Origin of the sequence: Mycolicibacterium diernhoferi (assembly GCF_019456655.1) — a bacterium.
Taxonomy (GTDB): domain Bacteria; phylum Actinomycetota; class Actinomycetes; order Mycobacteriales; family Mycobacteriaceae; genus Mycobacterium; species Mycobacterium diernhoferi.
Map to the genome: position 1 here is coordinate 25,872 of NZ_CP080332.1, position 25,510 is coordinate 51,381.

The 25,510-nt window shown below is 68.5% G+C and carries 21 protein-coding genes and 1 riboswitch; of the genes, 10 read left to right on the forward strand and 11 right to left on the reverse strand.

Features of this window, described 5'->3' with window-relative positions:
• The first annotated feature begins 40 nt into the window (after positions 1-40).
• Positions 41-2,902: a leucine--tRNA ligase gene (leuS, locus tag K0O62_RS00130; protein ID WP_073858464.1), complete on the forward strand. Its 2,862-nt coding sequence runs from the start codon at positions 41-43 to the stop codon at positions 2,900-2,902.
• On the opposite strand, the gene K0O62_RS00135 is transcribed toward leuS, so the two are convergent.
• On the reverse strand, positions 2,903-3,583 hold the full coding sequence (locus tag K0O62_RS00135) for an SDR family oxidoreductase (protein ID WP_073858463.1): 681 nt from the start codon (positions 3,581-3,583) through the stop codon (positions 2,903-2,905).
• A gap of 55 nt (positions 3,584-3,638) precedes the next feature.
• Here K0O62_RS00135 and ggh point away from each other — a divergent pair, with 55 nt between their 5' ends.
• Positions 3,639-4,979: a glucosylglycerate hydrolase gene (gene ggh / locus K0O62_RS00140; protein ID WP_073858462.1), complete on the forward strand. Its 1,341-nt coding sequence runs from the start codon at positions 3,639-3,641 to the stop codon at positions 4,977-4,979.
• Position 4,980: 1 nt separating this feature from the next.
• Here the strand turns inward: ggh and K0O62_RS00145 are convergent, their stop codons facing one another.
• From K0O62_RS00145 to K0O62_RS00170, 6 genes are read right to left on the reverse strand one after another with little or no spacing between them, the layout of a single operon-like run.
• Positions 4,981-5,448: a MarR family winged helix-turn-helix transcriptional regulator gene (locus tag K0O62_RS00145; RefSeq protein WP_073858461.1), complete on the reverse strand. Its 468-nt coding sequence runs from the start codon at positions 5,446-5,448 to the stop codon at positions 4,981-4,983.
• Between the two features lie 51 nt (positions 5,449-5,499).
• Entirely contained in the window at positions 5,500-6,243 is a 744-nt protein-coding gene (locus K0O62_RS00150) for an amino acid ABC transporter ATP-binding protein (protein ID WP_073858460.1), read from the reverse strand.
• On the reverse strand, positions 6,243-8,006 hold the full coding sequence (locus K0O62_RS00155; RefSeq protein ID WP_073858459.1) for an ABC transporter substrate-binding protein/permease: 1,764 nt from the start codon (positions 8,004-8,006) through the stop codon (positions 6,243-6,245). Before K0O62_RS00155 ends, K0O62_RS00150 begins: the two co-directional genes overlap by 1 nt.
• 40 nt (positions 8,007-8,046) lie before the next feature.
• Complete coding sequence (locus K0O62_RS00160) at positions 8,047-8,703, reverse strand: GntR family transcriptional regulator (protein ID WP_073858458.1); 657 nt, start codon at positions 8,701-8,703, stop codon at positions 8,047-8,049.
• Positions 8,704-8,755: 52 nt separating this feature from the next.
• Positions 8,756-9,559, reverse strand: a complete 804-nt coding sequence (locus K0O62_RS00165; protein ID WP_073858457.1) for an LLM class F420-dependent oxidoreductase — start codon at positions 9,557-9,559, stop codon at positions 8,756-8,758.
• A 20-nt stretch (positions 9,560-9,579) separates the two neighbouring features.
• Positions 9,580-11,583: a PhoX family protein gene (locus K0O62_RS00170; RefSeq protein WP_073858456.1), complete on the reverse strand. Its 2,004-nt coding sequence runs from the start codon at positions 11,581-11,583 to the stop codon at positions 9,580-9,582.
• Positions 11,584-11,751: 168 nt separating this feature from the next.
• Here K0O62_RS00170 and K0O62_RS00175 point away from each other — a divergent pair, with 168 nt between their 5' ends.
• Positions 11,752-13,449, forward strand: coding sequence for an Ig-like domain-containing protein (locus tag K0O62_RS00175; protein ID WP_073858455.1), 1,698 nt, complete (start codon positions 11,752-11,754; stop codon positions 13,447-13,449).
• On the opposite strand, the gene K0O62_RS00180 is transcribed toward K0O62_RS00175, so the two are convergent.
• From K0O62_RS00180 to K0O62_RS00195, 4 genes are all read right to left on the reverse strand, one after another.
• Complete coding sequence (locus K0O62_RS00180) at positions 13,439-14,362, reverse strand: Rv0045c family esterase (protein WP_073858454.1); 924 nt, start codon at positions 14,360-14,362, stop codon at positions 13,439-13,441. The genes K0O62_RS00175 and K0O62_RS00180 overlap by 11 nt on opposite strands.
• A gap of 97 nt (positions 14,363-14,459) precedes the next feature.
• Complete coding sequence (locus tag K0O62_RS00185; protein WP_073858538.1) at positions 14,460-15,554, reverse strand: inositol-3-phosphate synthase; 1,095 nt, start codon at positions 15,552-15,554, stop codon at positions 14,460-14,462.
• 39 nt (positions 15,555-15,593) lie between these two features.
• Entirely contained in the window at positions 15,594-16,142 is a 549-nt protein-coding gene (locus tag K0O62_RS00190) for a PadR family transcriptional regulator (RefSeq protein WP_073858453.1), read from the reverse strand.
• 127 nt (positions 16,143-16,269) lie between these two features.
• Positions 16,270-17,136, reverse strand: a complete 867-nt coding sequence (locus tag K0O62_RS00195) for a DUF1707 SHOCT-like domain-containing protein (protein ID WP_073858452.1) — start codon at positions 17,134-17,136, stop codon at positions 16,270-16,272.
• Positions 17,137-17,412: 276 nt separating this feature from the next.
• On the opposite strand from K0O62_RS00195, the gene K0O62_RS00200 reads away from it, so the two are divergent.
• The 7 genes from K0O62_RS00200 to rpsF all read left to right on the forward strand — a co-directional run bounded on the left by K0O62_RS00200 (position 17,413) and on the right by rpsF (position 25,405).
• The gene (locus K0O62_RS00200) at positions 17,413-17,844 is read left to right on the forward strand and encodes a DUF5318 family protein (RefSeq protein WP_073858537.1); all 432 of its coding nucleotides are present in this window, start codon (positions 17,413-17,415) and stop codon (positions 17,842-17,844) included.
• Positions 17,837-20,320 carry a transglycosylase domain-containing protein gene (locus K0O62_RS00205; protein WP_079244489.1) on the forward strand — a complete coding sequence of 828 codons (2,484 nt, stop codon included), beginning with the start codon at positions 17,837-17,839 and terminating at the stop codon, positions 20,318-20,320. Before K0O62_RS00200 ends, K0O62_RS00205 begins: the two co-directional genes overlap by 8 nt.
• Positions 20,321-20,427: 107 nt before the next feature.
• Positions 20,428-22,011: a glycosyltransferase family 87 protein gene (locus K0O62_RS00210; RefSeq protein ID WP_079244490.1), complete on the forward strand. Its 1,584-nt coding sequence runs from the start codon at positions 20,428-20,430 to the stop codon at positions 22,009-22,011.
• 17 nt (positions 22,012-22,028) lie between these two features.
• Positions 22,029-22,177: riboswitch (adenosylcobalamin (AdoCbl) riboswitch) on the forward strand.
• 6 nt (positions 22,178-22,183) lie between these two features.
• Positions 22,184-23,176, forward strand: a complete 993-nt coding sequence (locus K0O62_RS00215; protein WP_234800229.1) for an ABC transporter substrate-binding protein — start codon at positions 22,184-22,186, stop codon at positions 23,174-23,176.
• Entirely contained in the window at positions 23,173-24,234 is a 1,062-nt protein-coding gene (locus tag K0O62_RS00220; RefSeq protein WP_234800228.1) for a FecCD family ABC transporter permease, read from the forward strand. Before K0O62_RS00215 ends, K0O62_RS00220 begins: the two co-directional genes overlap by 4 nt.
• Entirely contained in the window at positions 24,231-25,031 is an 801-nt protein-coding gene (locus K0O62_RS00225) for an ABC transporter ATP-binding protein (RefSeq protein WP_073858450.1), read from the forward strand. Before K0O62_RS00220 ends, K0O62_RS00225 begins: the two co-directional genes overlap by 4 nt.
• 83 nt (positions 25,032-25,114) lie before the next feature.
• Entirely contained in the window at positions 25,115-25,405 is a 291-nt protein-coding gene (rpsF, locus tag K0O62_RS00230; protein WP_073858449.1) for a 30S ribosomal protein S6, read from the forward strand.
• The last annotated feature ends 105 nt before the right edge of the window (positions 25,406-25,510 follow it).

Genomic DNA, 25,510 nt, shown 5'->3' on the forward strand with positions numbered 1-25,510 from the left:
TGGCCGAAGGGCGCGCGAGCGGCGCTTATACCCTGTTTGGGTGACAGACTCCTCGGCTGACGCAGCCGCCACCGACGCCGACGCCCCCAGCCACCGCTACAACGCGCAGTTGGCCGGTGAGATCGAGCAGACCTGGCAGCAGCGCTGGCATGGGCTCGGGACGTTCCACGTGCCCAACCCGGTGGGGTCGCTGGCGCCCGCCGACGGCTCGCCCGTCCCGGCGGACAAGATGTTCGTCCAGGACATGTTCCCGTACCCCTCCGGGGACGGCCTGCACGTCGGGCACCCGCTCGGCTACATCGCCACCGATGTGTACGCCCGCTACTTCCGGATGACCGGTCGCAACGTGCTGCACGCGCTCGGCTTCGACGCGTTCGGGTTGCCCGCCGAGCAGTATGCGGTGCAGACCGGTACCCACCCGCGCACCCGCACCGAAGCCAACATCGTCAACTTCCGTCGTCAGCTGGGCCGGCTGGGTCTGGGCCACGATTCGCGGCGCAGCTTCTCCACCACCGACGTCGACTTCTACAAGTGGACGCAGTGGATCTTCCTGCAGATCTACAACGCCTGGTTCGACCCCGAGCTCAACCGCGCCCGTCCGGTTTCCGAGCTGATCGCCGAATACGAGTCCGGCGCGCGGTCGCTGCCCGACGGTCGCAGCTGGGCCGATCTGAGCAAGGCCGAGCGCGCGGACGCGGTCGATTCCCACCGGCTGGTGTACCGCGCCGACTCGATGGTCAACTGGTGCCCGGGCCTGGGCACGGTGCTGGCCAACGAGGAGGTCACCTCCGACGGCCGCAGCGACCGCGGCAACTATCCGGTGTTCCGGAAACGCCTGCGGCAGTGGATGATGCGCATCACCGCGTACTCCGATCGGTTGCTCGACGACCTGGACGTGCTGGACTGGCCGGACAAGGTCAAGGCCATGCAGCGCAACTGGATCGGCCGTTCGACCGGCGCCGAGGTGCGTTTCGCCACCGAGGCGGGGGACATCGAGGTGTTCACCACCCGCCCCGACACCCTGTTCGGTGCCACCTACATGGTGCTGGCACCCGAGCACGACCTGGTCGACGCGCTGGTCGCCGCATCGTGGCCCGACGGCACCGATGACCGCTGGACCTACGGCGCGGGCACCCCGGCCGAAGCGGTGGCGACCTACCGCGCCGACATCGCGGCGAAGTCGGACCTCGAACGCCAGGAGAACAAGTCCAAGACCGGCGTCTTCACCGGCGCCTACGCCACCAATCCGGTGAACGGACAACGGGTTCCGGTGTTCATCGCCGACTACGTGCTGGCCGGCTACGGCACCGGCGCCATCATGGCGGTGCCCAGCGGGGATCAGCGTGACTGGGAGTTCGCCACCGCGTTCGGGCTGCCCATCGTCGAGGTCGTGTCGGGCGGTGACATCACCGAGGGCGCCTACAGCGGTGACGGCACCCTGGTGAACTCCGACTATCTGAACGGCCTCGACGTGGCCGCTGCCAAGGACGCGATCATCGCCCGCCTGGAGGCCGAGGGGACCGGCAAGGCGCGCGTCGAATTCAAGCTGCGGGACTGGCTGTTCGCCCGGCAGCGGTACTGGGGCGAGCCGTTCCCGATCGTCTACGACGCCGACGGCCGCGCCCACCCGCTACCGGAATCGGCTCTGCCGGTGGAACTCCCCGATATCCCGGACTACGCGCCGGTGATGTTCGACCCGGACGACGCGGACAGCGAGCCGTCCCCGCCGCTGGGCAAGGCCAACGAGTGGGTGCACGTCGAAATGGATCTCGGCGACGGTCTGCAGACCTACAGCCGCGACACCAACGTGATGCCGCAGTGGGCCGGAAGTTCCTGGTACGAACTGCGTTACGCCGACCCGCACAACCAGGACACGTTCTGCGCCAAGGAGAACGAGGCGTACTGGATGGGTCCGCGGCCCGACATCCACGGCCCGCAGGACCCGGGCGGTGTCGACCTCTACGTCGGTGGTGTCGAGCATGCCGTGCTGCACCTGCTGTACTCGCGGTTCTGGCACAAGGTGCTCTTCGACCTGGGCCACGTCAGCTCGTCGGAGCCGTACCGGCGGCTGGTCAACCAGGGTTACATCCAGGCCTTCGCCTACACCGACGCGCGGGGCTCCTATGTGCCCGCCGCCGAGGTCATCGAGCGGGACGGGAAGTTCTACTACCCGGCACCCGAGGGTGAGATCGAGGTCAACCAGGAGTTCGGCAAGATCGGCAAGAGCCTGAAGAACTCCGTCTCACCCGACGAGATCTGCGATGAGTACGGCGCGGACACCCTGCGCGTGTACGAGATGTCGATGGGTCCGCTGGAGGCGTCGCGGCCCTGGGCCACCAAGGACGTGGTCGGCGCGCACCGTTTCCTGCAGCGGGTCTGGCGGGCGGTCATCGACGAGACGACCGGTGCCCAGCGGGTCAGCGATGACGCCGTGGTCTCCGACGAGACCCTGCGCGCGCTGAACAAGACCATCGCCGGAGTGGCCGAGGACTACGCGGCTCTGCGTAACAACACCGCGGCCGCCAAGCTCATCGAGTACACCAACCACCTGACCAAGGAGGGCGTGACGGCGCGGGCGGCGATCGAGCCGCTGGTGTTGATGGTGGCCCCGCTCGCGCCGCACCTGGCCGAGGAACTGTGGCGCCGGCTGGGGCACGACACCTCGCTGGCGCACGGGCCGTTCCCGGTGGCCGACGAGCGTTACCTGGTCGACGACACCGTGGAGCTGCCGGTGCAGGTCAACGGCAAGGTGCGCGGCAAGATCACCGTCGCCGCCGACGCCGACAAGGCGGCGCTGGAGGCCGCGGCGCTGGCCGACGAGAAGGTGCAGGCCTTCCTGGACGGCGCCGCCCCGAAGAAGGTCATCGTGGTGCCGGGCCGGCTGGTCAATCTCGTCGTGTAGTCACCCGCGCGGGCGGATGACCACCTCGTGCACGTGGCCGTCGGGCGGGGTGAGCACCGCCTGCGCGACGGTCGCGGCCACGGTTTCGGGCCGCAGGAACTTGGCCGGGTCGTACGCGTGGTCTTCTCCGTGCGCCTCGTAGGCGACGAGGTCGCGCTGCATCTCCGAATCGGTGCGGCCCGGGAAGATCGACGTCACCCGCAGGGACGGTTCGTCGGTGCGCAGCGAGTCGGCGAACGCCCGCAGCGCGAACTTGCTCGCCGAGTAGGACGCCATCCCGGCGGAGACCTTCTGGCCGGCACCGGAATTGATGAACACCACCTGCCCGCGGGCGGCGCGCAGCGCGGGCAGCAGTGCCAGCGTCAACGCGACGGCGCCGGTGACGTTGATCTCAAAGCTCGCCCGCCACTGCTCGGCCGAGGACTCGCCGACCGTACCGGGGTAGAGCACCCCGGCGTTGTGCACCAGCACGTCGAGCTCGGCGAGCGGCTCGGCGGCCGCTTCGATGGATTCCTGGTCGGCCAGGTCCAATGGCCAGGTCGGTGCCCCGAGACGCGCGGCGAGGGCGTCCAGATGCGCCGACGGGCGGCCCGCCAGAAGCAGCGTGTGAGTGGGCGCGAGGGCGGTGGCGACGGCCGATCCGATCCCGCCGCCGGCACCGGTTATCAGGGCTGTGGGCACGGCCAAAACACTACCGACACTGCACGCCGGGCCGCGGCATCGCATTATTGATGCGATGCCACCGGACCCAAGCTTCGCTCCCACCCAGCTCGCGGCGCGCGCGGCGTATCTGCTGCGCGGTAATGACCTGGGCGTGATGACCACCGCCGCGCCCCTGCTGTACCCGCACATGTGGAGCTGGGACGCGGCGTTCGTCGCCATCGGCCTGGCCCCGCTCAGCGTGGAACGCGCCGTCGTCGAACTGGACACCCTGCTGTCGGCGCAGTGGGGCAACGGGATGATCCCGCACATCGTGTTCGCCAACGGTGTGGACGGGTACTTCCCCGGGCCGGCGCGCTGGGCCACCTCCGCGCTGGCCGAGCACGCGCCGCGCACCCGGCACACGTCGGGTATCACCCAGCCGCCGGTGCACGCCATCGCCGTGCAGCGCATCCTGGATCGGGCCAAGACCCGCGGCCGCTCCACCCGGGCGGTCGCCGAGGCCTTCCTGGACCGGCGCTGGGACGATCTGGTGCGCTGGCACCGCTGGCTGGCCGAGTGCCGCGACCTGCGGGGGCACGGTCGCGTCACGCTGTACCACGGCTGGGAGTCCGGGATGGACAACTCGCCGCGCTGGGACAGTGCCTACGCGAACGTGGTCCCCGGCACCGTGCCGGAGTACCAGCGCGAGGACAACAAGATCAACACCGACGCCACCCAACGGCCCTCGGACCTGGAGTACGACCGTTACCTGTGGCTGTTGGAGGAGATGAAGGCCGCTCGCTACGACGACGAACTGCTCGCCAAGACCATGAGCTTCGCGGTCGAGGACGTGTTCGTCTCGGCGATCTTCTCGGTGGCGTGCACCGTGCTCGCCGAGATCGGCGAGGACTACAAACGCTCACCCGCCGACGTCCGCGACCTGTACCGCTGGGCCGAGAAGTTCCGCGCCGGCGTCGTCGATGCCACCGACGAACGTACCGGCGCGGCAAGGGATTTCGATGTCCGCGCGGACCGGTGGGTGGCCACCGAGACGGTCGCCCAGTTCGCCCCGCTGCTGTGCGGCGGGTTGCCCCACGACAAGGAACGGGCGCTGCTCAAGCTGCTGGAGGGCCCGCGCTTCTGCAGCCACCCGGATCTGCGCTATGCGTTGATCCCGACGACGTCACCGGTATCCCGGGACTTCCGGCCGCGCGAGTATTGGCGCGGGCCGGTCTGGCCGGTGACCACGTGGCTGTTCTCCTGGTGCTTCGCGCGGCGCGGCTGGTCCGAGCGGTCCCTGGCGTTGCGCCAGGAGGGGCTGCGCCAGGCCAGCGACGGCACCTTCGCCGAGTACTACGAGCCGTTCACCGGGGAACCGCTGGGCAGCATGCAGCAGTCCTGGACCGCCGCGGCGGTGCTGGACTGGCTGGGGTGAGTCAGGACTGAGCTTGATCGGCCAGCCGGTCCAGGGAGCCCAGGGCCGACGCCAGGGTCGCCTGGTCCTCGGGGCTGAGCGCGGCCAGCATGTTGGCCAGGAAGGCACGCCGGGTATCCAGGGCCTCGCGGTGCTGCACCAGACCTCTCGGGGTCACCTCGACGAGCACGGCACGCAGATCCGACGGGTCGCGGGACCGTTTGACCAGACCCAATTTCTCCAGTCGCCGGATGGCGACCGTGGTGGTGGGTGTGCGAACCCGCTCGTGGGCGGCCAGGTCGGTCATCCGGATCGGGCCGCATTCCAGCAGGGTCAGCAGGATAGAGAGCTGCGCGAGCGTCAGGTCCCCGGCGCCGGTATTGCTGGCGCCGCGGTTGGTGTCACCACGTCGCAGCACCGAAAACAGTTTGGAGAGCACACGTTGCAGCTCTCCAGCCAGTTCGCCGGCCTGCGGATCGGTCTCGACCATAATCAGCCAGTCTAACCTGCCGGGTCCCCTCGGGCAGGCACCCGCGAAAGATCAGATGACCTGGTCCAAGAACCGCTGCAACCGCTCGGTCTCGGCGTGTTCGAAGATCTGCTCCGGCGGGCCGGATTCGACGACCTTGCCGTGGTCCATGAAGACGACGGCGTCGGCGGCAGATCGGGCGAAGGCCATCTCGTGGGTCACCACCACCATCGTCATCCCGGTGGACCCCAGGTCGGCGATCAGCTCCAGGATTCCCTTGACCAGCTCGGGATCCAGCGCCGAGGTGGCCTCGTCGAAGAACATCACCTGCGGGGCCATCGCCAGCGCCCGGGCGATCGCCACCCGCTGCTGCTGTCCGCCCGACAGGGTGGCCGGCCGGACATCGGCCTTGTGCCGCAGTCCGACCCGGTCCAGTTGCGCCAGGCCGAGTTCGCGCGCGGCGTCGGCGGACATCCCCTTGAGCTTTCGCGGCGCGAGTGTCACGTTGTCCAGCACGGTGCGGTGCGGGAACAGGTTGAACTGCTGGAACACCATGCCGATGCGCTGCCGGAGTTGATCGGGGTTGTCCCCGAGCACCGATCTGCCGTCCAGCAGGATGTCGCCCTTGTCGGGTTCGTAGAGCCGGTTCAGGGTGCGCAACAGCGTGGACTTGCCCGATCCGGACGGGCCGATGACGGCGGTGGTGGTGCCGGCGGGGACGTCCAGGTCGACACCGCGCAGGACCGCGTTGCCGCCGAAGGAGAGGTGAATGTCCTTGGCGCCCAGCGAAACTGCTGCCAACTCCGGGGTCGCCATCAGATCATCTCCTCTTGGATGGGGGCGGGCTGTTTCCCGGTGCGCAGCCGGGCGTCGATGACGTTGACCAGGTGGGTGAGCGGAATGGTCAGGATCAGGTAGAACAGTCCGGCGGCGACCAGCGGCGAGAGGTTCCCGGTCTGGGCGTTCAGGTCGCGCCCGACCTGGAAGAGCTCGCGCTGATTGGCGACCAGGCCGAGGAAGTACACCAGCGAGGACGCCTTCAGCAGGGAGATGAACTGGTTGACCAGCGCGGGCAGCACCCGTCGGATCCCCTGCGGGATGATCACCAGCTGCATCGAGGCCGAGTAGCTGAAGCCCAGGGCACGGGAGGCCTCCATCTGCCCGGTCTCCACACTCTGGATGCCGGACCGGAAGATCTCGCCGACGTAGGCCGCCGACATCAGGCCCAGCGCGGCGATGCCGAGCGGGTACGGATTGTTGCCGGTGATGCCGCCGACGATCGGGCCGATGCCCAGCCCGATGATCAGGATGATCACCACCTCCGGAAGGCCGCGGAAGATGTCGGTGTACACCCGCGCCGGCCAGCGCAGCAACCGGGACCGGGAGATCCCGGCGACCGCCAGCAGCAGGCCCAGCACCACACCGATGACCGCCGCGCCGGCGGTGAGGATCAGTGTGTTGGGCAGGCCGGTCTTGAACAGGTCGGGAATGGCCTGGCGGTACAGATCCCAGTTCAGGAAGGAATCGGCGAGTTGGCCGAGCACCGATCTGGGTGCCGTCGGCGCCCCCGGTGTGGTGTTCTGCGGCCGTTCGGCGGCGATCGCCGCGAAGTCCGGAAGTTGCGGTGCGGGTGCGGCTTTGGAGCCGGGCTTCCAGCCCGGCGGTAGTGCGCGGGGCACCCAGTCGGTGTAGAGCCGGGACCAGGTGCCGTCGGCGATCACCGCGTCCAGCCCGGAGTTGAGCGCGTCGATCAGCGGTTGGTTCTCCTTGGCCACGGCGTATGCGACGAAATTGTCCAAGCTGAACGTGTTTTCGATGATCTCGACCGGATCGCCCGGCTGCACCGTTCCGACGGCCTGTTGCGACGGGGCCACCCAGGCATCGATCTGGCGGGTCTTGAGGCTCCCGTACACGGTGTTGTAGTCCGGGAACTTCACCGGATCCAGGCCGAGGGTGTCCACCACGTAGGCCTCCTGGACGGTGCCCTGGACGACACCGATCCGCTGGCCGGCAGCCAGTTCGGAGAAGCTGGTGATCGGTGAGCCGGACGGCACCACCAGCGAGAAGTAGCCGAAGTCATAGCCGTTGGTGAATCCGACGGTCTGGCGCCGGGCATCGGTGGTGGTGATCGACGACGATCCGACGTCGAAACGGCCCGAGGCGACCTGGGCCAGCAGCCCGGAGAAATCGGTGCCGACGAAGTTGATCCGCAGGCCCAGTTTGTCCGCGATGGCCCGCAACACCTCGTTGTCGAAACCGGTGAACTGGCTGGCCGCGTTGATGCAGATGCTCGGCGGGGCGTCGGACAGGGTGCCGACGGTCAGCACGCCCGGGGTGGCCAGACGCAGCGCGGCGGTGTCGATGCTGTCCAGGGGTACGACGCCGGGGGTGGTGTACTTGTCGGCCCCGGGGCCTTGCGCGGCCGCGGCCAGGTTGGTGGGCAGCGCACTGGCGCTGTCGATACCGGGCGGGGCGCACTGATCCGCGGCGGCCGGCGCGGCCAACCCGATCGAGCAGGCCAGGAGGGCGAGCAGTACCGCCAGCAACGGGTGCACGGTCCGGCGAAGCAACGGGGTCATGACAGAAAAGCTAGTCGCTGCGGGGGTGCGGTCGAACCCTTCAACTCATTTCGAGTACTCCGCGGCGCACCAGTTCGGTCAGCATGATGGTGCCCAACACCTCCGAGGCCGCGACGCAGGCGGCCCGCGCCGCACCCGGATCCCGGGCCGTGATGGCCGCGGTCTGCGCCCGGTAGTGCTCGAGCAACTCGCCCGGTGCGTCCAGATGAGCGGCCCAGAACGCGGGCGGTATGAACGTGTGCGCCGCCGCGATGGCGGCCTGCAGCCGCGGGCCGCTGTGTGCTTCGGTGACCGCCTGCCGGTACAGCTCCGCGGTTTCGTGGAAGGTGCGGGGGTCCCGGCTGTTCCGCAGGTTCGCGGTCAGTGTCCGCAGCGTGGTGTGCAGCTCCGGTCGGCCCGCGGTGGCGGCGCGGGCCGCGGCGATGCCGTGGAGCACACCGTAGAGCTCATGGTGTTCACGCAGCACCTCGGCGTCGAAGCGCTGGATGAAGGCGCCGCGGTGGTACTGGGTCGCGAGGATCCCGTCGTGCTCGAGCTGCACCACGGCTTCCTGAATGGGAACCCTGCTGATCCCCAGCTCGGCGGCGATCTCGTTGCGGTCCAACCGATCCCCCGAGCGCAGTTTCCCGGTCAGGATCGAGTTCACCACGTAGCTGACAACCAGGTCCTTTTCTTTGACCCCGTACTTCTTGGGCATAGCGGGTGCAGTCTCTCACGCAGAAACGCTGCGTGGGCCGCTCCCTTTTTGGTCAGCCGGCGGCCCGGTCGTCGCGCCACTTCACCAGAGCCTCGGCGATACTCAGGTCGTAGTCGGGCCCGTTGACGCCGACGGTAAGCAGCGTCACACCGAGGTCGACGAGTGTCTGCGCGCCGGCCAGTGCGGCCTCCACGCTCGTCTCCGGCACACCCGAGGAGCGTTCGATGGCGGCGGGATCACGGCCCACATCGGCGCAGTGCCGGTCGAGCACCGCGGCCTTGGCCGGGTAGGTGTCACCGTCGGTGAAGCCGTGCCAGATGTGGGCGTGCTCGGCGACCAGGCGTAACGTCTTGCGCTCGCCCTGCCCGCCGATCAGGATCGGGATGTCGCGCAGCGGAGCGGGATTGAGCTTTCCCAACCGTGCGGTGATGCGCGGCAGTGCGGCGGTCAGGTCGTCGATGCGGCTGCCCGCGGTGCCGAAGTCGTAGCCGTACTCGTCGTAATCCTTTTGTTTCCAACCGGATCCGATGCCCAGGATGAGGCGGCCGTCGGAGATGTTGTCGACGGTGCGCGCCATGTCGGCGAGCAGGTCGGGGTTGCGGTAGGAGTTGCAGGTGACCAGCGCGCCGATCTCCAGCCGCGAGGTCTGCTCGGCCCAGGCGGCCAGCATCGTCCAGCATTCGTAGTGCGCGCCGTCCGGGTCGCCGTACAGCGGGAAGAAGTGGTCCCAGTTGAACGCGACGTCGATGCCGATGTCCTCGGCCCGGCGCACCGCGTCGCGGATGTGGCCGTAGGTGGGGGAGTGCTGGGGCTGCAGTTGGACGCCGATGCGGATGGGGCGCGGAGAGGAAGTCATGGTTCCACTACTACCCCGAATCAGACGCCGATGTTGCCGTTGTCCCGCCACACCGCCACCACCGCGGGCCGGGCCGGCGCGCCGCCCCCGTCCGGCCAGTGTGAAAGCGGGTTGTCCAGGCTGTACTCATCGCCCTCGCCAGGGTGCTGAACGCTGACGGTGATCAAGTCGTCGGTGACCACCGGCCCGCACGTCTCCGCGCCGATCGGCACCGTGAGAAACTGCTTGGTCTCACCGCGGTTGGGTCCGTCCAAGGCCACGGCGAACAGACCGTCGTTGCCCTCCAACGCGTTCCCGTCGGTGGAGATCCACAGGTTGCCCTGGCTGTCGAAGGCCAGGTTGTCCGGGCAGGAGATCGGACTGACCTTGGACTTGTCGAAGCCGCCGTAGTAGGTGTCGGCCGCGGCCGGATCCCCGCACACCAGCAGCAGGTCCCAGGTGAAGGTGGTGCCGGCATGGTCATCGGTGATCTCCAGGACCTGACCGTTCTTGTTCTCGTTGCGCGGATTGGCCCCGTCGGGCCCGGGCTTGCCCTCGGTGCCGCGCTTGTCGTTGTTGGTCAGCGCGACGTAGACCTTTCCGGTCTTCGGGTTCGCCTCGAAATCCTCGGGCCGGTCCATCTTGGTGGCACCCGCCCGGTCGGCGGCCAGCCGGGTGAACACCGCGACGTCCTGCGCGGTGAAACCGTCGACCAGGGACTCGGCGACGTCGGTCCCGGAGTGCAGCAGCGGGATCCAGGTACCGCTGCCCGGGTTCTGCCCGGACAACGTCGCGACGTACAGCGTGCCCTCGGACAGCAGTCGCATGTTGTGCGCGGTATCGCCGGGTCGGATCTTGTTGGCCGAGACGAACTTGTACATGTAGTCGAAACGCTCGTCGTCGCCGGTGTACACCACCACGGTGCCGTCGTCGGTGACGTGGACGGTGGCGCCCTCGTGTTTGAACCGGCCGAGTGCGGAGTGTTTCACCGGCACCGACGCCGGGTCCCAGGGGTCGACCTCGATGACGCAGCCGAAGCGGTTCACCTCGTTGGGGGTGGCCCCCAGATCGAAGCGCGGGTCGAACGTCTCCCATCTGTGTTCCGAGGGTTCGGCCAGCACGCCGTAGCGCTTGGCCTTGTCCGGGTCGGGGAGCGCGGTGCCTTCGGCCGAACCGAAGTAGGTGTGGAAGTTCTCCTCACCGGAAAGGACGGTCCCCCAGGGTGTTACACCACCGGCACAGTTGGCGAAGGTGCCCAGCACGGCCCGGCCGGTGGGGTCGGCGACGGTCTTGACGGTGTCGGCGCCGGCGGCCGGGCCGTCCAGGATGAACGGGGTGTCGGCGGTGATGCGGCGGTTGTAGCGGCCCAGCACGGGTCGCAGTCCGCCCTGCGGGCTGCGTTCCACCTCGACGACCGAGAGCCCCAGCGCGGCGACCTCCACGTCGAACTGCTCGCGGGTCGGGGCGTCGGGGTCGTAGCCGGGGAACATGAACTGTGGGCTGTTGTATTCGTGGTTGACCACGAGCAGGAAGCGGTCGGGCCGTCCGGTGATGGGCAACAGCGCAGCGAAATCGTTGTTGAAACCGAACTGCTGACGCTGCGCGGCGCCGGTCTGCCCGGCGATGTCGAACACCGGTGCGCCGGGCAGCACCGGGTCGCCCCAGCCGATCACCACGCGCTGCTGGTAGCCGTCCGGGATCACCACCGCGTCTTCGGTGTTGACCGCGACGCTGTCGAAGCGCATCCCCGCGGGGGAATCGGGCGCGGCGGCAGGGGAGATGGAAGTCTCGGTGGCGGCGGGCTTTTCGCCGGTACCGCAGGCGGCCAACACCGACCCCGCGCCGATCGCCAGCACCGCGACACCACCGACGCGCAGCGCAGATCGGCGCGACATCGCCGCCACGATATCGCCGAAGTACTCGTTGTCGCTGGAGTTGGGCGCCGGCCTGGAACAGGCGTCCCCGCACCGGTTGCGGCAGGTGATGTGTTGGCGCGACGACCGTCCCCGGTGCGCGACAAAGAGATTCAACGGTGCAAGCGTCATGGGGAAAAGCTACGAGGCTCAGACGAGCAGCAGGCAAGTAGAAGATGAACGGTGGTCGACGGGCCGATTATCCACAATCCGCAATTTTTGCCGGTTCACAGAATTTGCCGGACCCGGTTGGTTGCGGCGCGTACATTTCGGTCAACACTATTGACGAGGGAGTCAAATATGCCCATCGGGGATACCAGGACCGGTTCGCCCGCTCGGCGGTGGCTGCAGCTCGGTGTCGCATCGGCGGGAATGGGCGCCGCCATGTGGGGGCTCTCTATCGCTGGGCCCCAGGTGGGCACCGCCGAGGCGGACACCGGGGGTAAGTCCTCGGCAGCGTCGAGTGCCTCCGCATCCGATGGTCAGCGCTCGGTTCGATCCGTGCGGACGGTCCGGTCGGCGGGGGATCCGCGGCGCGCGGCACGTGCGGCGCACACCGAGACCGACTTCGATGCCGAATCGCCCACCGTCGACGAGCGGCCCGCCCGCGGACTCGGCAAGGACGGCAAGGACGCCAAGGAAGTCGCCGGCACAGCCGGCGCCCCGGAACTGACGGTCGAGCCGACCGAGGTCACGAACACCGCTGCGCCACAAAATGTTCCGGACGCGGCTCCGGTTCCGTCGCCGACCAGATCGTGGCAGAGTCCGTACCAGCGCTGGGTGGCCCGCTCACTGGATGCCTGGACCACCAGCAGCCTGGCCTGGATCGACTCGTTGCAGACCTCGGACCGGACCAAGGGCCAACTGGAGGCGTCGTTCTTCACCGTCCGGCGCACGTTCTTCAACCAGGCGCCCACCATCGATCCGGTGCAGATCACCGGGGTGCTCGACGGCCCGGTCACCGGCACCGTGGGCGGGTACGACCCCGACGGTGACCGGATCATCTACGTGCTGACCCGCGGACCCAAGACGGGCAGTGTGCAGGTCAACCGGGACGGCACCTTCACCTACACCCCCGGCCAGGACTTCGACGGTGTGGACGCGTTCCGGGTCACCGCCATCGATATCGGATTCCACACCAATCTGCTGCAGCCGTTCCGCCCGATCGGCAGCAACCCGGTGCGGTCGCTGATCAACCAGGGCGCCGTGACGTTCGACTTCGACTACACCGAAGGCGCGCAGTACTGGACTTCCGAGCGCCGGGAGGCGCTGCAGCGCTCCGCCGATGCGCTGATCCTCTACTTCCGGGTGCTCAACCCGGTGGTGCTCAACTACGTCGTGCGGGCCCAGGACGATCCGGACTCGTCCACCCTGGCATCCGCCGGCAGCGCACTGATCAGCCATGAACCCGGGTACTGGGACACCGTGGTGCAGCACAAGCTGCGCACCGGTATCGACGTGAACGGTACGGCCGCCGACGGCCGGATCACCTGGAATTTCGGTAGCGATTGGGCGCTCGGCGACGAAGTCGGTGCCGACGAATTCGACTTTCAGTCGACCGCAATGCACGAACTGCTGCACTCGTTCGGGTTCCTGTCCATGACCGACGAACCCGGCGACAACGAGGGCCGCAACTGGGCGACGCTGGACCGGTTCCTGGTCACCGCGAATGGGCGCCGTCCGATCGACCGGAACCTCGACTGGGACACCGACTACGACGCAATCCTCACCGGTCAGGACGGCGGGCTCTACGTCGGTGGCCGCTATGCACGGGCGGCGTACGGCGGCAGGGCGGTCCCGCTGTACACCCCGTCGCCGTGGGAGGGCGGCAGTTCGGGCAGCCACACCGACGACAAGACCTTCATGGACGCCGGGCAGCTGATGATGAACGCCAAGACCGGGGAGGGGCTGGGCGTCCGGGTCCTCAGCGCGATGGAGATCGGCATCCTGCGCGATATCGGCTACACCGTGGTGATGGTGCTGCCGGTCAGCGGCTGACGATGCCCCGCAGGATCTCGACCAGCTTGGCCGGCTGATCGCCCTGCACCGAATGCCCGGCGCCCTCGACGATGTGGGTCTGCCGGAAGCCGGGGGCGCCGTCGGCGAAGGCCGCCGCGTCCTCGTCGTTGACGAAGTAGGAGTTCGCCCCGCGCACCAGCGTGGTCGGCATGGTGATGGACGGGACGTCGTCCCAGAGGCCGAGGAACGAGTCCGGCAGCCCCGCACTCATATCGGTGACACCCTTGCGCATCGAGTCGTAGCGCCAGGTCCAGGTGCCGTCGTCGAGCCGCTTGGCATTGTGGAAAACGCCGCGGCGCAACGAGTTACGATCACGGTGCGGGGCGGCGGCGACGGTCACGTCGAGCATCGCCTGGAAGCTGTCGAAGGTCCGCTCACCCTGCACCAGCGCGACCGCACCCAGCTGGGCCTTGGACATCTGCTCGTGCCGCTCCGGTGCCGACGGGGTGACGTCGACGAGCACCAGTTCGGGCACCAGCGCCGGTTCGGACGCGGCCACCCGCAGCGCGGTCAGCCCGCCCAGCGACATACCGACCACCAGCCGGGCGCCGGGGGCGTGCTCGCGCAGCACCGGTTTGACGGTTTCGGCGTTGAGTTTGGGGCCGTAGTCGCCGTCCTCGCGCCAGGCCGAGCGGCCGTGCCCGGGCAGGTCCAGCGCCAGCGCCGGCAGGCCGAGCCCGAGGATGACGGTGTCCCAGGTGTGCGCGTTCTGCCCGCCGCCGTGCAGGAACACCACCTCCGGGTCGGCGTCGCCCCATTTGATGGCGCTGATCGGGCCGAGGTGCAGCCGCTGCGCGGACGGCAGTGGGCCGCTGAGCCCGAGCTGTTCGGCATTCTCCGGGAGCAACGCGAACTCGTCGAGGTCCAGCAGGTCGTCGTCTGAGATGGCCATCAAACGTTTATACGTGCCCAGAAACGCCGACGGTGCGGTGAGATCGACATTTCGTAGCGAAACGCGATCTCACCGCACCGTCGGTGTGTGAAAAGAATCAGCCCTGGATGAAGGCTTCCAGCTGGGTGCGCGCGACGTCGTCGGCGAGCTGCTCCGGCGGGCTCTTCATCAGGTATGCCGAGGCTGGCAGGATCGGGCCGCCCAGGCCGCGGTCCTTGGCGATCTTGGCGGCGCGCACGGCGTCGATGATGATGCCTGCCGAGTTGGGGGAGTCCCACACCTCGAGCTTGTACTCCAGGGTCAGCGGCACGTCACCGAAGGCGCGGCCCTCCAGGCGGACGTAGGCCCACTTGCGGTCGTCCAGCCAGGCCACGTAGTCCGACGGGCCGATGTGCACGTTCTTGTCGTAGACCTTGTCGGCCAGCGAGCCGGTCAGGTTGCTGGTGACGGCCTGGGTCTTGGAGACCTTCTTGGACTCCAGGCGGTCGCGCTCCAGCATGTTCTTGAAGTCCATGTTGCCGCCGACGTTGAGCTGGTAGGTGCGGTCCAGCGTGACGCCGCGGTCCTCGAACAGCTTGGCCATCACGCGGTGGGTGATGGTGGCGCCGACCTGGCTCTTGATGTCGTCGCCGACGATCGGCACACCGGCATCCTCGAACTTCTTGGCCCACACCGGATCCGAGGCGATGAACACCGGCAGCGCGTTGACGAACGCGACCTTGGCGTCGATGGCGCACTGGGCGTAGAACTTGTCGGCCTCTTCGGAACCGACGGGCAGGTAGGACACCAGCACGTCGACCTTGGCGTCCTTGAGGGCCTTGACCACGTCCACCGGGTCGGCGTCGGAGACCTCGATGGTCTCGGAGTAGTACTTGCCGATGCCGTCCAGGGTCGGGCCGCGCTGGACGATGATGTCGGTCGGCGGGACGTCGGCGATCTTGATGGTGTTGTTCTCCGAGGCGCCGATCGCCTCGGACAGGTCGAAGCCGACCTTCTTGGCGTCCACGTCGAACGCGGCGACGAACTTGACGTCGCGGACGTGGTACGGGCCGAACTTCACATGCATCAGGCCGGGGACGCTGGCGTTCTCGTCCGCGTCGCGGTAGTACTGCACACCCTGGACCAAGGAGGATGCGCAGTTGCCGACTCCGACAATCGCGACCCTGACCTCGGTGGACTCAGGCTTGGACATGGTCATTCTCCTTCGGATCCTCGATGGTCGGTGTGGTGTTCACGGCTGTGCTTCCGGGTTGCCCTGCGCGACGCGTTCGGCCGTGATCAGTTCGTTGAGCCATTTGACTTCGCGCTCGCTGGACTCCAGGCCCAGCTGATGAAGCTGCTTGGTGTAGCGGTCCAGTGACGTGCTGGCCCGTGCGATCGCTTCCCGCAGGCCCTCGCGGCGTTCCTCCACCTGGCGGCGGCGGCCCTCCAGGATGCGCATCCTGGCCTCGGCCGGCGTGCGGTTGAAGAACGCCAGGTGCACGCCGAAACCGTCGTCGGTGTAGTTCTGCGGTCCGGTGTCGGCCACCAGTTCGGCGAATCGGGCCTTGCCCGCATCGCTGAGTTGGTAGACGCGCCGGGCGCGGCGCATCTTCGGGGTTCCGTCCGGCGCGGCGTCCTCGACGATGAGGCCGTCGGCTTGCATGCGGCGCAACGCCGGGTAGAGGGAGCCGTAAGAGAAGGCGCGAAAAGCGCCCAGCAAGCCGGTCAGCCGCTTACGAAGTTCGTAGCCGTGCATCGGTGACTCCAACAGAAGTCCGAGGATGGCGAGCTCCAGCATCGAGTCACCTCCCCCTGTTTTTGCGGCCGGCGGCCGCAACCATTCGTCTTCGCTTTGTCGGTCGCTACGACGAACCAACACCTCGCGCAACTGTATCGCGCCGATATATAACTCGCTACATCGGGCGTCAGCTCGGGTAGCTGATCCGCTTCACCGAGGCGTCGCCGTTGAACTCGATGTACCCGCTGTTGCCGAAGGTGGGCGTGACGTACACGCTGATCTCGATGCTCTCCGGCGGTGCGGTGCGATCGGAGTTCGGCTCCACGCTGACGTGGATCTGCTTCACCTCGGCCGGATCGATGCCGAGGGTTTCCGGTGCGCCGCGGATCAGGCCGACGAAGGTGGGCACGTCGAAGGCGGCCAGGTCGACGAGCCGGGCGTCGCTGCCGACGCTGGTCTCCGACGGGTCGTCCCAGCCACCGCGGTAGCTGTACCGCAACACCCGGCGGGGCTCGGTCGGGTCCGGGCGTTCCAGGGATGCGTAGTCGTCGAAGATCGTCAGGTCGTAACCCGAGGTGTCGCCGAATTTCTCCTTCATCTGCTGGAACAGCCCGGTGAGGCCGCCGAGTGAATGCAGCTGCCGCGGCGGGGTCAGCACCGTGGCCGGGATGCCGTCCGCCTTGGCGCCCGGGTCGGTTTGGAAGCTCAGCGGCGAGGAGGTGTTGCCGTACAGACCCCAGCCGATGGCGATCCCGAGCAGCACCAGGACCGCCGCCGTGGCGATGCGCAGGCCCCAACCGGTGCTGGGGCCGAGCGGTAGGACCTTGCGCTCGGGTGCCAGGTTCGGCAGCTCGACCGGCGCACTGGCGGTCTGCAGATCCGACACCAGCGCCTGTAGGTCCCCGAGGGTCGCTGCGCTGGTCGCCGCCGTCACTCGCTGGCGGTGTTCCTCCATGGACAGCTGACCCTCGCTGAGCGCGCTGTCCAGGACCTTGCACGTGTCATCGCGGTCGGCGTCCCGTGCCCGGGTGCCCGCTGTCTGCCGTGTCGCCACGCCGCTGATCGTAAAACCAACTGGTCATGCGCGCGGGACGTCAGCTCGGCTGCTCAACCCGCGGTATCTGACCGGCCGGGTCGGCGATGTGATCGACGCCGGCTGGCCTTCGCTGTGCGCGGTGACCAGCGCCTTGCAGGCGGCACCACGGTCGGTGTCCCGGGCCCGTATTCGCGCTGTCTGCCGTGCCGCCACGAGGAATGGAGGTAGAAGTTCTGCGGTCAACGCGCCGCCGTCGCGCCTCGGTAGCTGAGGCACCGACGTACTCTGGTGATCGTGCGATTGCAGCGACAGGTGGTGGATTACGCCTTGCGGCGTCGGTCCCTGCTGGCCGAGGTGTACTCCGGGAGGACCGGGGTCTCCGAGGTGTGTGACGCGAACCCCTACTTGCTGCGCGCTGCGAAGTACCACGGGAAGACCAGTTCGGTCATGTGCCCGATCTGCCGTAAGGAACAGTTGACATTGGTGTCCTGGGTCTTCGGTGAGCATCTCGGTGCGGTGTCGGGTTCGGCACGCACAGCCGAGGAGCTGGTGCTGCTCGCAACCCGATACGACGAATTCGCCGTCCATGTGGTGGAGGTATGCCGCACTTGCAGTTGGAATCATCTGGTCAAGTCGTACGTGCTGGGCACGCCGCGTCCGAAGGGGACGCAGCGCGCGAAGGGCACTCGATCGGCGCGCTCCGACGCGCGTACGGCCAGTGAATAGCGAAGGGCGCCAGAGCAGGTCAGCGGACAAAGCCGGAAACGAGCGGTCCGCTGGTGCTGCGCCGTCCCGGCGGCCGGGCCCGGGCTCAGCTCCCGACGATCGCAAGACCGCGCTGATCCCGCCCGTGCGCGGCGATGTGGCGCCGCATCTGCGCGATCCGATCGATGTGGTCAAGGCCGCACTCGACGGTGGGCCGCCGCGCAAGCCACCGCCACCGCCGGGTCCTCCGGGTCGACCGGGAGGCCCGCCGCCGAGTGGCCGGCCACCGGTGGCCAAGAAGTTCCAGTGGAAGTGGGTGCGCCGCGCGCTGTACGCCGCGCTGGTGCTGTTCGTCGCGCTGCCGATGATCACCTTCGGTATGGCGTACATGATCGTCGACGTCCCCAAGCCCGGCGACATTCGCACCGCGCAGGTGTCCACCATCCTGGCCAGCGACGGCAGCGAACTCGCGAAAATCATTCCGCCCGAGGGCAATCGGGTGGACGTGAAGATCGACCAGATCCCGGTGCACGTGCGCGACGCGGTGATGGCCGCCGAAGACCGGGATTTCTACGACAATCCGGGCTTCTCGTTCACCGGGTTCGCGCGGGCGTTCCTGAACAACCTGTTCGGCGGCGGCAGCGGATTGCAGGGCGGGTCGACCATCACCCAGCAGTACGTGAAGAACGCGCTCGTCGGCGACGAACGCTCCGGCGTCGGCGGATTGGTGCGAAAAGCCAAGGAACTCGTCATCTCCACCAAGATGTCGGGGGAGTGGTCCAAGGACCAGGTGCTGGAGTCCTACCTCAACATCATCTACTTCGGGCGCGGGGCCTACGGCATCTCGGCCGCCTCCCGGGCCTACTTCGACAAGCCCGTCGAGCAACTCGACGTCGCAGAGGGTGCCCTGCTCGCGGCGCTCATCCAACGGCCGTCCACCCTGGACCCGGCCGTGGACCCCGAGGGCGCGGCCGACCGGTGGAACTGGGTGCTCGACGGCATGGTCGAAATCGGTGCGCTCTCGCCGGCCGACCGGGCCGCCCAGGTGTTCCCGCCGACGGTGGCGCCGGACTTCGCCAGCACTGCGAACCAGACCACCGGCCCCAACGGGCTGATCGAACGTCAGGTCACCCGGGAACTGCTGGAACTGTTCGACATCACCGAGCAGACGCTGAACACCGAGGGTCTGCAGATCACCACCACGATCGACCCGCAGGCGCAGCAGGCCGCCGAAGAGGCGGTCGCCGAGACGCTGGAGGGCCAGGACCCCGATATGCGGGCGGCGGTGGTGTCGATCGATCCGCGCACCGGCGGGGTGAAGGCCTACTACGGCGGAGCCGACGCCAACGGCTTCGACTTCGCGCAGGCCGGGCTTCCGACCGGGTCCTCGTTCAAGGTGTTCGCGTTGGTGGCCGCCCTGCAGCAGGGCATCGGGCTGGGCTACAACATCGACAGCTCCCCGCTGGAACTCAACGGCATCAAGATCTCCAACGTCGAGGGAAACAGCTGCGGCACCTGCAACATCGCCGAGGCGCTGAAGCGGTCGCTGAACACCAGCTACTACCGGCTGATGCTCAAGCTCAAGAACGGTCCGCAGGACGTCGCCGACGCCGCGCACCAGGCCGGCATCGCCGAGAGCATCCCCGGTGTGGAACACACCCTGAGCGAGGACGGCGAGGGCGGACCGCCCAACAACGGCATCGTGCTCGGGCAGTACCAGAGCCGAGTCCTGGACATGGCGTCCGCGTACGCGACGCTGGCCAACTCGGGTGTCTATCACCGGCCGCACTTCGTGCAGAAGGTGGTGGACTCCGAGGGCAATGTGCTCTTCGACGCCGCCGACGGCAGCGATGAGGGCGAACAGCGCATCGAGGCCGATGTCGCCGACAACGTGACCGCCGCGATGGCGCCGATCGCCGGCTACTCCAACGGGCACGCGCTGGCCGGCGGGCGTCCGTCCGCGGCCAAGACCGGTACCAATCAGCTCGGTGACACCGGCGCCAACCGGGACGCCTGGATGGTGGGGTACACCCCGTCGCTGTCGACCGCGGTCTGGGTGGGCACCACCGGCGGTGACAAGCCGCTGGTCAACAAGTGGGGCGGCCCGGTGTACGGGTCGGGGCTGCCGTCGGACATCTGGAAGGCCACCATGGACGGTGCCCTCGAGGGCACCGACAACGAGACGTTCCCCAAGCCGACCGAGATCGGCGGCTACGCGGGTCCCCCGGCGGCCCCGGCACCGCGGCCTTCGGCACCGGAAACCGAGATCCCGCCGCCGTCGGAGACGGTCATCCAGCCGACCCTGGAGATCGCACCCGGCATCACGATCCCGTGGGGTCCACCGACGACCGTTCCGGTCGGCCCGCCGCCGGGTGACCCGAACGCCCCGCAGCCCGCACCGGGTGCGCCGATTCCGCCGCAGCCCGCACCGGGTGCGCCGATTCCGCCGCCGCCTGCGGGGGCGCCGCCGCCCGGTGCGCCGATCCCGGTGCCGTGACGGCGGGGGACCACAAAGGGGCCGGGGTTGTCTCGCCCGCTCCGCCCGCCGGGTTCGTTTCGCCGGCTCCGCTCGCCGAGGACAGGCGCAGCGATGACGGCCGTGACATGCCCAGCCGCAACGATGTCCTCGGTGCCGCGCTCGCGCAGACCGTCGGTGGTCCGGTCGGTCGGCACGCGCTGATCGGCCGGTCCCGGTTCTGGACCCCGCTGCGGGTGATGCTGTTGATCGGCGTCGTCTTCCTGGCGCTGGGTTACTCCACCAAGGCGGCCTGCCTGCAGTCCACCGACACCGGCACCGCGGCGCAGCGCGTCGCCAACTGGGAGAACCAGCGCGCCTATTACTCGCTGTGCTACTCCGACACCGTGCCGCTCTATACCGCGGAACTGTTGAACCAGGGCAAGTTCCCGTACAAGTCGAGCTGGATGGAGAAGGACGGCGACGGCAAACCGCACGTGGTGTGGGACGGCAGCGAACCCGTCCGCTACATGGAGTATCCGGTGCTGACCGGCATCTACCAGTACCTGTCCATGTCGCTGGCCAAGACGTACTCGGCGTTGACGACGGTGGCCTCGGTGCCGCTGGTGGCCGAGGTGGTGATGTTCTTCAATATCTCGGCCTTCGGGTTGGCGTTGGCCTGGCTGGTGACGGTGTGGGCGACCGCGCTGCTGGCCGGCCGCCGGATCTGGGACGCCGCACTGGTGGCCGCGTCCCCGCTGGTGATCTTTCAGATCTTCACCAACTTCGACGCGCTGGCCGTCGCCTGCGCCACCGGTGCTCTGCTGGCCTGGTCGCGACGCAGAACGACGCTGACGGGTGTGCTGATCGGTATCGGGGTGGCGCTCAAGCTCTACCCGCTGCTGCTGCTCGGACCGCTGCTGGTGCTGGCGCTGCGCACCGGCCGGATGCGCGAGTTCACCCGCACGGCGGTGGCGGCGGTGGTGGCCTGGCTGGTGGTCAATCTGCCGATCCTGGTGCTGTTTCCGCGCGGCTGGTCGGAGTTCTTCCGGCTCAACGCCCGGCGCGGGGACGATATGGATTCCATCTACAACGTGGTGAAGTCGTTCACCGGATGGCAGGGCTTCGATCCCGGGCTGGGATTCTGGGAGCCGCCGACGGTCACCAACGCGGTGACGGCGGTGCTGTTCGCGCTGTGCTGTGCCGGCATCGGCTATCTGGCACTCACCGCCGCCCAGCGTCCGCGGCTGGCCCAGCTGGCGTTCCTGGTGGTGGCGGCGTTCCTGCTGACCAACAAGGTGTGGAGCCCGCAGTTCTCGTTGTGGCTGGTGCCGCTGGCCGTGCTGGCGCTGCCGCACCGCCGAATCCTGTTGGCGTGGATGACGATCGATGCTCTGGTCTGGGTGCCGCGGATGCTCTACCTGTACGGCGAACAGAACCGCGGCCTGCCCGAACAGTGGTTCACCGCAACCGTGCTGCTGCGCGATATCGCGGTGGTGGCGCTGGTCGTGCTGGTGATCCGGCAGATCCGGCGACCCGAGTTGGACCTGGTGCGCCATCGCGGCGCGGTGGACGACCCGGCCGGCGGCGTGTTCGACCGGGCGCCCGACAATCCGCCGTCCTGGCTGCCGGCGTGGCTGCGGCCGCGCCGGCACTCCCTCGCCGACGCCGCGGCCGCGGCGGGAAGGGACGACCACCGTCGCCCTGAGCGCGGAGTCGGCGCCGTCGACTAGGGTGATCTCGGCCGGTCAACCGACCGGCTCCGACGGGTAGGCAGGGAAGCCGGTGTGAATCCGGCACGGTCCCGCCACTGTGATCCGGGCGCGCCACTGCCCGGGAGTCAGGTCACTGCTCCCGACGGACCCTGCTTCTGGGACGTGGACATCCCGGATGGAGAAGATGGCCGTGTCAGTCGTATCCCTTTCCGCCCGAAGGGCATTGGCGGCAGCCGCGACGCTGAGCCTGCTGCTCGGCGGCTGCAGCGCCGGACCGAGCGCCGATCCCGTCGCCGAGTCGATCGCCGGTTACCCGGTGAGCGTGGACAACTGCGGGGTCGCGGTGACGCTGGACCAGCCGCCCACCCGCGCGGTCGGCTACTTCCAGCAGTCCGCCGAACTGATGCTCGCCCTCGGTCTGCAGGACTCGGTGGTGGCGACCGTCTACCCGGACAACCCACCGCTACCGCGCTACGCCGAGGCGTACCGGGCGATTCCGGAGTTGTCGGCCAAGGATGCGTCCTTCGAGCAGATCGTGGCGCTGGCACCGGATTTCGTGTACGGCGGATACAGCAGCGCCTTCGACGAGTCGGCCGGCCGGTCCCGCAAGGCGTTCGAGAGCGCCGGCATCACCAGCTACCTGAACCCCGAATACTGCGCCACCGCACCGATCGTGATGGACGACGTCTACGAGGAGGTGCAGACCGTGGCCACCCTCTTCGGGGTGCCCGAACGCGCCGACGAACTGATCACCGACATGCAGGCCAGCGTCAGCGCGGCCGGCGACCGGACGGCCGGGGTCACACCCTTGCGGGCCTTCGTCTACGACAGCGGTGAGGACACCGCCTTCACCGCCGGCGGGCAGGGCATCGGCAACCAGATCATGGAACTCGCCGGAGCGCGGAACATCTTCAGTGATGTCCCGGAAACCTTCGCCGACGTGTCCTGGGAGCAGGTCGTCGAGCGTGCGCCCGACGTGATCGTGATCTACGACTACTTCGGCACTCCGTCGGTGGAGGAGAAGAAGGCCTTCCTGCGCAGCCGGCCCGAACTCGCCGATGTGCCGGCCATCCGTGATGACCGGTTCGCCGTGCTGACCCTGCAGGATGCGGTGCTCGGAGTGCGGGCACCGTACGCAGTGGAATCGCTTGGTGCGCAGCTTCATCCCGATAGATTTCGGTGACCGGTGAGGTGCGGGCGCGGACCCCGCTGCCGTACCCGGTGGTGCTGGCCGCCCTCGGGGTCCTGCTGCTGGGCTCGATGGTCGCCGGGCTGGCCATCGGTTCGATCTCCATCCCGCCCGCCGATGTGGCGCGCACCGTGGCGCACCAGATCGCGCCGAATCTGGTGGAGGCCAGTGGGCTCGCGCACTACCAGGTGGTGATCACCCAGGTGCGCGGTCCGCGGGTGGTGCTGGGCGCGGTGGTCGGTGCCGGGCTGGCCGTACTGGGCATGACGCTGCAAGCGCTGGTGCACAATCCGCTCGCCGACCCGTACCTGCTCGGGGTGTCCTCGGGTGCCTCGGTGGGCGCGGTCGCCATGATCGTCACCGGTGTCGCCATGTTCGGGCCGGCGGTGCCGGTCGCGGCGTTCGCCGGTGCGTTGCTCGCGCTGGGACTGGTCTACACGCTGTCGCGCAGCGGCGGCCGGATCACCACCACCCGGTTGGTGCTGTCCGGGGTGGCGGTGGCCTATGTGCTCTCGGCGTTGACCAGCCTGATGCTCATCACCTCCGGGACGGGAGACCAGGCCCGCCAGATCCTGAGCTGGTTGCTCGGCGGATTGGGCCGGGCGAGCTGGGACTCGCTGTGGCTGCCGTTGGCGGCGGTGGCGGTGGGTCTGGTGGTGCTGCTCGCGGCCGGTCGCACGCTGAACGTGCTGCTGGCCGGGGACGAGGCGGCCATCACGATGGGCGTGGACGCGCACCGGTTCCGGGCGCAGACCTTCGTGTTGGTGTCGTTGATCACCGGGGTCCTGGTCGCGGTGAGCGGGCCGATCGGGTTCGTCGGGCTGATCCTGCCGCATGCGGTGCGGCTGGTGGTGGGCAGCGACCACCGCCGCGCACTGCCGGCCGCGGCGCTGGCCGGGGCGGCGTTCCTGGTGCTCGCCGACATCGTCGCGCGCACGCTGGCCTCCCCGCAGGAGATCCCGGTCGGGGTGCTCACCGCGCTGTGCGGCGGCCCGTTCTTCCTGTGGTTGATCCGGCGTGACGCCCGCCGTGGGGCGGCGGCCCAGCTGTGAGCGCGGCGCGGCTGGACGCCGACGGGGTGAGTGTGGAGGTGGCCGGGCGCAGGATCCTGGACGAGGTGACGGTGCGGGCCGCCCCGGGTCAGGTGGTCGGCATCGTCGGGCCCAACGGCTGCGGGAAATCCACCCTGTTGCGCGCGCTGGTGCGGACCCTGACCCCGGTGAGCGGGACGATCCGCCTTGACGGCATCGACATCGCGACCCTGCCGGTGCGCCGCACCGCGCAGCTGATGGCGGCCGTATTGCAGGACGCCACCGGCGATTTCGACCTGCGGGCCCGCGATGTCGTGGCGATGGGCCGGGCGCCGTTCAAACGGATGTTCGCCCGCGACGGCGCCGAGGACGAGCGCCTCATCGACGAGGCGCTGGCGTTGGTGGGTGCCGGGCATCTCGCGGACCGGCCGATCGCCCTGATGTCCGGCGGGGAGCGGCAGCGGGTGCTGATCGCCCGGGCGCTGGCCCAGCAACCCCGGCTGCTGGTGCTCGACGAGCCGACCAACCACCTCGACATTCGGCACCAGTTCGACGTGCTGGCCCTGCCGGGTGCCCTGGGCGTCACCGCCGTCGTCGCGCTGCACGATCTGAACCTCGCCGCGCACTACTGCGATCTGATTCACGTGCTGGACCGGGGCCGGCAGGTCTGCTCGGGGGAGCCCGCCGAGGTGCTGACCACCGACCTCATCCGCAGCGTGTACGGGGTGCGCGCCGAAGTCCGCCCGCATCCGGACACCGGACGGCCCCAGGTCACCTACGATCCGGACGATTTCGCAGATCAACGCCCGTTCCTGTAGTTTGGAGCGGTTGCCGACGCAGGCGACCCTCCTGCCACGGATACGCCGTGGCCGCAACGACCAAAGGAGGTGATGGGTTCCTTATGCGTCCATACGAAGTCATGGTCATCCTTGACCCCACACTCGACGAGCGCACCGTAGCTCCCTCGCTGGAGACGTTCCTCAACGTCATCCGCAAGGACGGTGGCACTGTCGACAAGGTTGATATCTGGGGCCGCCGCCGGCTGGCCTACGAGATTGCCAAGCACGCCGAGGGCATTTATGCCGTCGTCGACGTGAAGGCTGAGCCCGCGACGGTCTCCGAACTGGACCGTCAGCTCAACCTGAACGAGTCCGTGCTGCGCACCAAGGTGATGCGGACCGACAAGCACTAGTCCGTTCAAGTCGCGCGACACCACGTGTACGTCGGTGCAGTTCCGTAGGCTCGCCTGCGACTGCACTTGTACGCATACGCCGCTGAAGACCAGATGCCCAGGAGG

Coding starts and splice junctions, on each gene's coding strand:
- K0O62_RS00185 (WP_073858538.1), bottom strand. CDS start 15,554: ATGTCCAAGCCTGAGTCCACCGAGGTCAGGGTCGCGATTGTCGGAGTC.
- rpsF (WP_073858449.1), top strand. CDS start 25,115: ATGCGTCCATACGAAGTCATGGTCATCCTTGACCCCACACTCGACGAG.
- K0O62_RS00180 (WP_073858454.1), bottom strand. CDS start 14,362: ATGGCCATCTCAGACGACGACCTGCTGGACCTCGACGAGTTCGCGTTG.
- K0O62_RS00155 (WP_073858459.1), bottom strand. CDS start 8,006: ATGACCCCGTTGCTTCGCCGGACCGTGCACCCGTTGCTGGCGGTACTG.
- K0O62_RS00145 (WP_073858461.1), bottom strand. CDS start 5,448: ATGGTCGAGACCGATCCGCAGGCCGGCGAACTGGCTGGAGAGCTGCAA.
- K0O62_RS00160 (WP_073858458.1), bottom strand. CDS start 8,703: ATGCCCAAGAAGTACGGGGTCAAAGAAAAGGACCTGGTTGTCAGCTAC.
- K0O62_RS00170 (WP_073858456.1), bottom strand. CDS start 11,583: ATGACGCTTGCACCGTTGAATCTCTTTGTCGCGCACCGGGGACGGTCG.
- K0O62_RS00150 (WP_073858460.1), bottom strand. CDS start 6,243: ATGGCGACCCCGGAGTTGGCAGCAGTTTCGCTGGGCGCCAAGGACATT.
- K0O62_RS00210 (WP_079244490.1), top strand. CDS start 20,428: ATGCCCAGCCGCAACGATGTCCTCGGTGCCGCGCTCGCGCAGACCGTC.
- ggh (WP_073858462.1), top strand. CDS start 3,639: ATGCCACCGGACCCAAGCTTCGCTCCCACCCAGCTCGCGGCGCGCGCG.
- K0O62_RS00190 (WP_073858453.1), bottom strand. CDS start 16,142: ATGCTGGAGCTCGCCATCCTCGGACTTCTGTTGGAGTCACCGATGCAC.
- K0O62_RS00165 (WP_073858457.1), bottom strand. CDS start 9,559: ATGACTTCCTCTCCGCGCCCCATCCGCATCGGCGTCCAACTGCAGCCC.
- K0O62_RS00175 (WP_073858455.1), top strand. CDS start 11,752: ATGCCCATCGGGGATACCAGGACCGGTTCGCCCGCTCGGCGGTGGCTG.